Genomic DNA, 6314 nt, shown 5'->3' with positions numbered 1-6314 from the left:
GGTAATAATGGCAAGGTAGTCGTCGCGGGTCTTGAACGAAGGCAGGGCTACCAGCAGGCCGAATATGGCCGCCACGCCGCCCGCCACAAGAATGACCAGCGGAAAGAGCAGGGGCGCCAGTTCCGGCGGCAGCAGGGGCGCGCCCACGAGCTTGTTGTTGGTGAACAGGATGATGGAGATAAGCCCGCCAACATAGGCCCCTACGCACATGAAGCCCGCATGCCCGCAGGAAAATTCTCCCATGTAGCCGTTGACCAGATTAAGACTGGCGGCAAAAACAATATTGATGCCCATAAATTTGAGCACGGACAGCCAGTAACCGTCTATCCACGAAAACTGCTCGGCACAGATGAGCAGCACGCCGACAACCATAAAAAGCAGGCAGTCGGTTTTCTTGCAGGTGACGACGCGCTTGATGGCATAACCGAAGCAGAGCAGGGCGAAGATTGCGAGTATGATTTGCACAATGGTGAGCAGCATCTCTGACTCCGGCTATATTTTGGTCGTTTGGGGGGTTCCGAAAATGCCTGTGGGCCGCATCCACAGAATGAGCAGTAAAATAGTGAAAGAAAACAAATCCATATAAGTGGATGGCAGAAAGGCCACCACCATGATTTCCACAAAAGCCAGCAAAAATCCGCCCACAAAGGCCCCGCGTATGTCGCCTATGCCGCCTACCACGGCGGCGATAAAGGCCTTCCAGCCGATCATGGCCCCCATGTATGGCTCAAGGGTGGGGTAGCACATGGCGAAAAGCATGCCGCCAAGCCCGGCGATGCCGGAACCGAGAATAAAGGTGACCACAATGACGCTGTCCAGGGGAATACCCATGAGCGGCAGGGCGAAGCGGTCCCAGGAAACGGCGCGCATGGCCATGCCCACCTTGGTGCGCGTAACGATGGTTTGCAGAACAATAAAAACGAGAACAGCGGCCACAATAACCCAGAGCTTCAGGTTGGTGACCACCAGCGGGCCGATAGAGTAGACTGTTTTGTCCACCAGTTCGGGCAGTTTGCGTTTGGTGGCTCCAAGCAGGGCCAGGTTGCCGTTTTCAAGAATAAGCCCGCACATAAGGGCCGTAATGACCACGTACAGGCGGTGTGCGCCCTTGCGGCGCAGGGGACGGTAGGCCACGCGCTCAATGGTTACGCCCACAAAGGCCGTGAGCATCATGGTCAGGGGAATGGTAAGCCACAGCACGGTCTGCTGGGACAGGCCCATGCCGTCGGTGGAAATAAGCCAGGTGGAAACAAAAAAGGCGATGTACGCACCTACCATGAAAATATCGCCATGCGCGAAGTTGATAAGGCGCAATACCCCGTAGACCAGAGTGTAGCCCAAGGCTATGAGCGCATAAAAACTGCCCCATTGCAGGGCATTGAGCATCTGCTGCAAAAAGAAATCCATAGGGCACCCGATTCGGTATGAGCGGTTGGGGCCGGATACGGTCTGCCGGATGCGCAGGGGGAATATGGGCCTTGGCCCGTATGCGCTCTCCGTGCCGTAAAGACCCTCGGGCAGTGTGTGCCGTGAGCACCCGCCCCCCGCGGGCGCTCACGGCCTGCCATCCCAGGCTTGTCAGCAGGTCTGGCTATTTGGGACAGACGGATTCCACAAAGGCGAAGCTGCCGCTGTCAGTTACCCGGACGATAACCGCGCACTTTATGGGGTCGCCATTGTCGTCAAATTTCATGCTGCCGGTGATGCCGTCAAAGTTTTCAATGGCGGCCATGTTGTCGCGAATGATCTTGCGCTGCTTTTTGAGGTCGGGATCAACCTTGCCGGCATTCTGTATGGCCTGAAGAACGATGTTGATGGAGTCCCAGGTAAGGGCGGCCACATCGTCAGGCACATAGCCGTATTTGGCCTTGTACTTGTCGATGAATTCGCGGGTTTTACCCGTGGCTCCCTCGGCCGTGTAGTGGGTAGAGAAATACTGCCCCACGCAGTCCTTGCCGCAGAGGTTGAACAGTTCCGCCGAACCCCAGGCGTCGGAACCCATGAACGGTCCCTTGTAGCCGAGGTCGCGGGCCTGCGGCACGATCAGGGCAGCAAAGCTGTAGTTTTCGGGTACAAAGATAAAGTCGGGCTTGGCCGCGATGATCTTGGTCAGCTGGGCGGAAAAGTCCTGGTCCTTGGGACCGTGAGATTCCATCGCTACCACAGAACCTTTGCCGTGCGTCTTTTCAAAGGCTTCCTTGAAATTGTCGGCAAGGCCCTTGGAATAGTCGTTGGAGACCTCATACAGCACGGCGGCCTTTTTGGCATTGAACTGCTTTGTGGCAAAGTCCACGGCCACAGGCGCCTGGAAGGGGTCAAGGAACGCGCCGCGGAAAACCCAGGGGCGTCCGTTGGTGGCATCGGGATTGGTGGACCAGGGGGTGATCAGGGGAACTTCTTCATCATTTGCCACGCCGCCCGCAGGCACGGCCTGACGTGAAGACTGCGGGCCGACAATGGCGTGAACCTTGTCGCGCGCGATAAGCTTGAGGGTGACGTTAACGGCGGATTCGGGCTTGGATTCGTTGTCTTCATAGATGAATTCAAGGGGGTAGTACTTGTCGCCCACCTTGAGGCCGCCCTTGGCATTGATTTCTTCTTTCAGCATCTCAGCCGCAAACTTTGAGCCTTCGCCCACCTTGGGTATCTCGCCCGTAAGGGGGATGGGGAAGCCGATTTTAATGGGCTTTTCTGCCGCAAGGGCCGCCTGTCCGACAAAAAGCGACAAGGCGCAGGCGGTCACCAACTTGAACAACTTCATGAAAGCCTCCCGGTGGTTTACGTGCAGGATTGAAAGGGGCTTGCCCCATGCAGGTTCCTTAAGCAAGAACGGTTCCACAGCAGGGATATGACTGAAATGATAGATATATTTACACCAGGGGCTGTAAAAAAGCCAGCACGGGGAGCATGGCACTGATAAAATACTACGAAAAGGTCGAAAGTTGACATTCGGACGTTTTTTTTAGTCCAAAATGTCATCAAGTGTTTTAGCGGACAGATATGCCCTTTTTGTGAAATATTGAATTAATGTTTCTAACATTATGTTTTATCTGGTTAATTTTTTACAGATCAGGATTGTGGCCGCAACAGATGAAAATGAAGGCAGTTTTCATTGTGTGGTTGTACAACCAGCTAAAATTATTAAGTGTTTACATTAATGAACCTTTGGCAGAGGCGTAAAATAAATATACATAAATGTAGGAAAAAGACAAAAATCTTTCTTGATGTCCGGAAGAAAAAGTAAAAAAATAAGATAATATGCTTATATTAAAGCATATACAAATTTCTACCAAAAGGTAGTATATATCGTCCTGCCCATTGGGGGCAGGAGGGCGGATAAGGCATTGCCGGCATGGGGGGTGGGACTGTCGGGGGGATGCCCGCGCTGGTGCGGGGCCTTTTGTGCAAAAAGATCAAACAGCGTTGCGGTATGCTGCGCTGCTTGCCGCCGTTGCCTCGGGTCAGGTCTTGGGCTGGAGCGCCGCGGCGTTTTCGGGCTGAGCGTGCTTAGTGGCCTGTCAGAGACACTGTTGCAAACGCTGTGCCGAAAAACGGAAAACGCGGGCCTTATTCCCGCGTTTTCTGCTTTCCGCCAGCATGGCGTATGAAATATATGATCGTGTGCCGCCTGTGGCGGCGTGCTTATCTGCGTTTTTTGCCGATGCTGCGGTACAGAAAAAATATGGCCGCAGCGGCCAGGGGAATGCCGAGATAGGTCAGCATGTTCCAGCTTTCCTGTACTTCGATGTCGGAAAGATCGGCAAAGATCCGTTCCAGAAGATAGAGGATAAAGAGCAGGAACAGGCCGGTGAAGAGCGGGTGGTACCAGAAGAACTTGAATCCCCGCTTTTTGAGCATATGGTGCACCCAGGTAAAAAGCAGGGCGATGCCAAAGCCCACCAGTGCCCACGTTACATGTGTACTCATGCCTCCCTCCTGTTTAAATGCCTTCTCGGGCTGCCCTTGGGCCGTCTCTGCCAAGCCAGCCCATATAATCATGAAACGGTCCGTAATGCCATAAAAAATCCGCGTCCGGCGCGGCAGAACAGGCTGCATTGGAAAATTTCGCGCGAAGCCAGAGCTATTGGCGCTTGCGCCGCTCTGGCTGCCCCCATTGCGCGGTCTGCGCTGCGCAATACTTCAGCCATGAACCCGGATCAGGTTCAAGAGGTAAATGCTCTAATGTTTTTTTCACAGGCAACGATTGTAGTCAGTACCTCTTTTCATGCTCTTCAGGGTTTTGGCGAATGGTGAATATGAATTATCAGATATCTGTGCATGTGTTTTTATGTGATAACAAATAATATCTATTTTCAGATAATAAAAAATGTTGTCAACAAGCCTTGCGTGTCATACATGGCTAAGACTTTGTTCACCTCAGCGTCAGGGGGCGCATAATGCGACAGATACGCATTAATACCATATGCACAGTTTCCATAACGGCATCCATTTTCATCATAATAGCGGTTCTGGTCGCCTATGTTTCCTTGTCCTCATACCGCATGATATCGGGGGTCCAAAGCGAGGCTCTGGATCAGACGGCCCGCCTTGTGGCCCAGTCTGCCCAGAACTACATTGAGCAATCTGTGGACGTAGCCACAATTCTTTCGGGGCAGGAGCACGTTCGCGAGGCTCTGGCGGGTTCGCCCGAGGCGGCGGCCGAAGTGCAGAAGCTTTTGCACACCTATGTGAAGTCCTTTCCCTCGTACTGGTCCTTTTTTGTTTTTGACCTCAAGGGGCGCATTGTGGCGGGGCTTAACGCCGCGCAAACAGACATGACCGGTGGCGACCGCTTTGACCGTGACTACAGCAAGGCCATCTTCGGCGGCAAGGATCTGGCCTTCAGTGGCAGCGTCATGGGCGCAACCACTGATCCCACCATGCTGGTGTATGTGGTGACCAAGGCCGTGTACGCCCCGGACGGCAGTCTGCTTGGCGCCGTGTCCGTATGCCCGCGCTGGAGCGATTTTACCGCAAAGACCATCGACCCCATACGCCAGGGCCGACGGGGCTACGGCTTTGCTCTGGATACCAAGGGACGGCTTATTGCCCACGGCACCAACAAAAAGCTGCTGCTGCAGGACCTTTCCGGCGAGGACTTTATCGCCAGGGCCATGAAGGCCCAAAAGGGCGTTATTGAATACCCCTGGGAAGGCGAAAAAAAATTCATGACCGTGGCGGCCATTCCGGCCACGGGCTGGCTTGTGTGCATGAGCGCCTATGATGCGGAGCTGGCGGCTCCGGCCACGGCGCAAAGCCTGGTCCTGTGCGGGGTGGGGCTGGCCGCCATAGCGCTGCTGGCCGGCCTGCTGACCTATATCAACCAGCATTTTGTGTTCAGGCCGCTGCGCGCGCTGACCAGCTTTACGGAAAAAGTGGCTTCAGGCGACCTCAAAGCCCAGATGCAGGGTCGTTTCAGGGCAGAAATGGCTACGTTTGCCGGTCACTTGCGCGACATGGTCGAAGAACTCAAGCAGCGTCTCGGTTTTTCACAGGGTGTGCTGGACGGCATTCCCACGCCCTGCGGCATTGTGGGGCCGGATTTCAACATGGTTTGGGTCAATCAAGAAATATGCCGTCTGCTGGAAAAGCAAGGCCCGCTCGAATCGTGGACAGGGCAGCGTTCCGGCCTGTTTTTCTACGGCGATGCCCGCAAGGAAACCCTGTCAGACAGAGCCATTGTGGAGCGCAAGGCCCTGTCGCTGGAGTTTGACCATCAGACTCCTTCAGGGCGCAAGCTGCGTGTGCTGGCGCACACCACGCCGTTCTACAATCTTGACGGCACGCTTCTCGGTTCCATCGCTTTCTGGAATGACCTTACCGAGATATACAATCAGAAAAGCCGCATTGAAGCCCAGAACGAGGCCATAGCCAAAGCCGCCGCCGAAGCGTCGCACCTGGTGGAAGAAATGGCCGGGGCATCAAGGCGTCTTTCCGAGCAGATCAGCCGTTCCAGCCAGGGCGCGCGTGAGCAGAGCTCGCGTGTGTATCAGACGGCCACCGCTGTGGAGGAAATGAACGCCACCATTATGGAAGTGGCAAAAAATGCCGCGGCCACCTCACAAAGCGCCAATACCGCCAAGCAGGAAGCGCAGAGCGGCGCGCATCTGGTCACGCAGGTGACCGCCGCCGTGCAGTCCATCCACGAAGAGGCGTCACATATGACCGGCATCATGAGCGATCTCGGCCGTCAGGCGCAGGGCATCGGAACCGTCATGGGCGTTATTTCCGACATTGCCGACCAGACGAACCTGCTGGCCCTCAATGCCGCCATTGAGGCCGCCCGTGCCGGTGAAGCCGGGCGAGATCGGAAG

At 55.1% G+C, this 6314-nt stretch carries 5 protein-coding genes; 1 reads left to right on the top strand and 4 read right to left on the bottom strand.

The window, feature by feature from the left end:
• The 4 genes from V6C07_RS06460 to V6C07_RS06445 form a co-directional block, all read right to left on the bottom strand.
• On the bottom strand, window positions 1-372 hold a 372-nt coding region (locus V6C07_RS06460), incomplete at its 3' end, for an ABC transporter permease subunit (protein ID WP_442891925.1).
• 120 nt (window positions 373-492) lie between these two features.
• Window positions 493-1407, bottom strand: coding sequence for a branched-chain amino acid ABC transporter permease (locus tag V6C07_RS06455; RefSeq protein ID WP_333535530.1), 915 nt, complete (start codon window positions 1405-1407; stop codon window positions 493-495).
• A 184-nt stretch (window positions 1408-1591) separates the two neighbouring features.
• Window positions 1592-2761 (bottom strand): ABC transporter substrate-binding protein, encoded by a 1170-nt coding sequence (locus V6C07_RS06450; protein ID WP_333535529.1) that lies wholly within the window; start codon window positions 2759-2761, stop codon window positions 1592-1594.
• 881 nt (window positions 2762-3642) lie between these two features.
• Window positions 3643-3927, bottom strand: coding sequence for a hypothetical protein (locus V6C07_RS06445; protein WP_333535528.1), 285 nt, complete (start codon window positions 3925-3927; stop codon window positions 3643-3645).
• A gap of 470 nt (window positions 3928-4397) precedes the next feature.
• On the opposite strand from V6C07_RS06445, the gene V6C07_RS06440 reads away from it, so the two are divergent.
• The coding region (locus V6C07_RS06440; RefSeq protein ID WP_333535527.1) for a cache domain-containing protein at window positions 4398-6314 on the top strand (1917 nt) is incomplete at its 3' end.

It is taken from the genome of Desulfovibrio sp. 1214_IL3152 (assembly GCF_036763055.1).
In the GTDB taxonomy this organism is placed as follows: domain Bacteria; phylum Desulfobacterota; class Desulfovibrionia; order Desulfovibrionales; family Desulfovibrionaceae; genus Desulfovibrio.
This window is presented reverse-complemented; position numbering and strand designations above follow the sequence as displayed.

Excerpts from the sequence above, each read along its gene's own strand:
- V6C07_RS06455 (WP_333535530.1), bottom strand. The coding sequence starts at position 1,407 with ATGGATTTCTTTTTGCAGCAGATGCTCAATGCCCTGCAATGGGGCAGT.
- V6C07_RS06445 (WP_333535528.1), bottom strand. The coding sequence starts at position 3,927 with ATGAGTACACATGTAACGTGGGCACTGGTGGGCTTTGGCATCGCCCTG.
- V6C07_RS06450 (WP_333535529.1), bottom strand. The coding sequence starts at position 2,761 with ATGAAGTTGTTCAAGTTGGTGACCGCCTGCGCCTTGTCGCTTTTTGTC.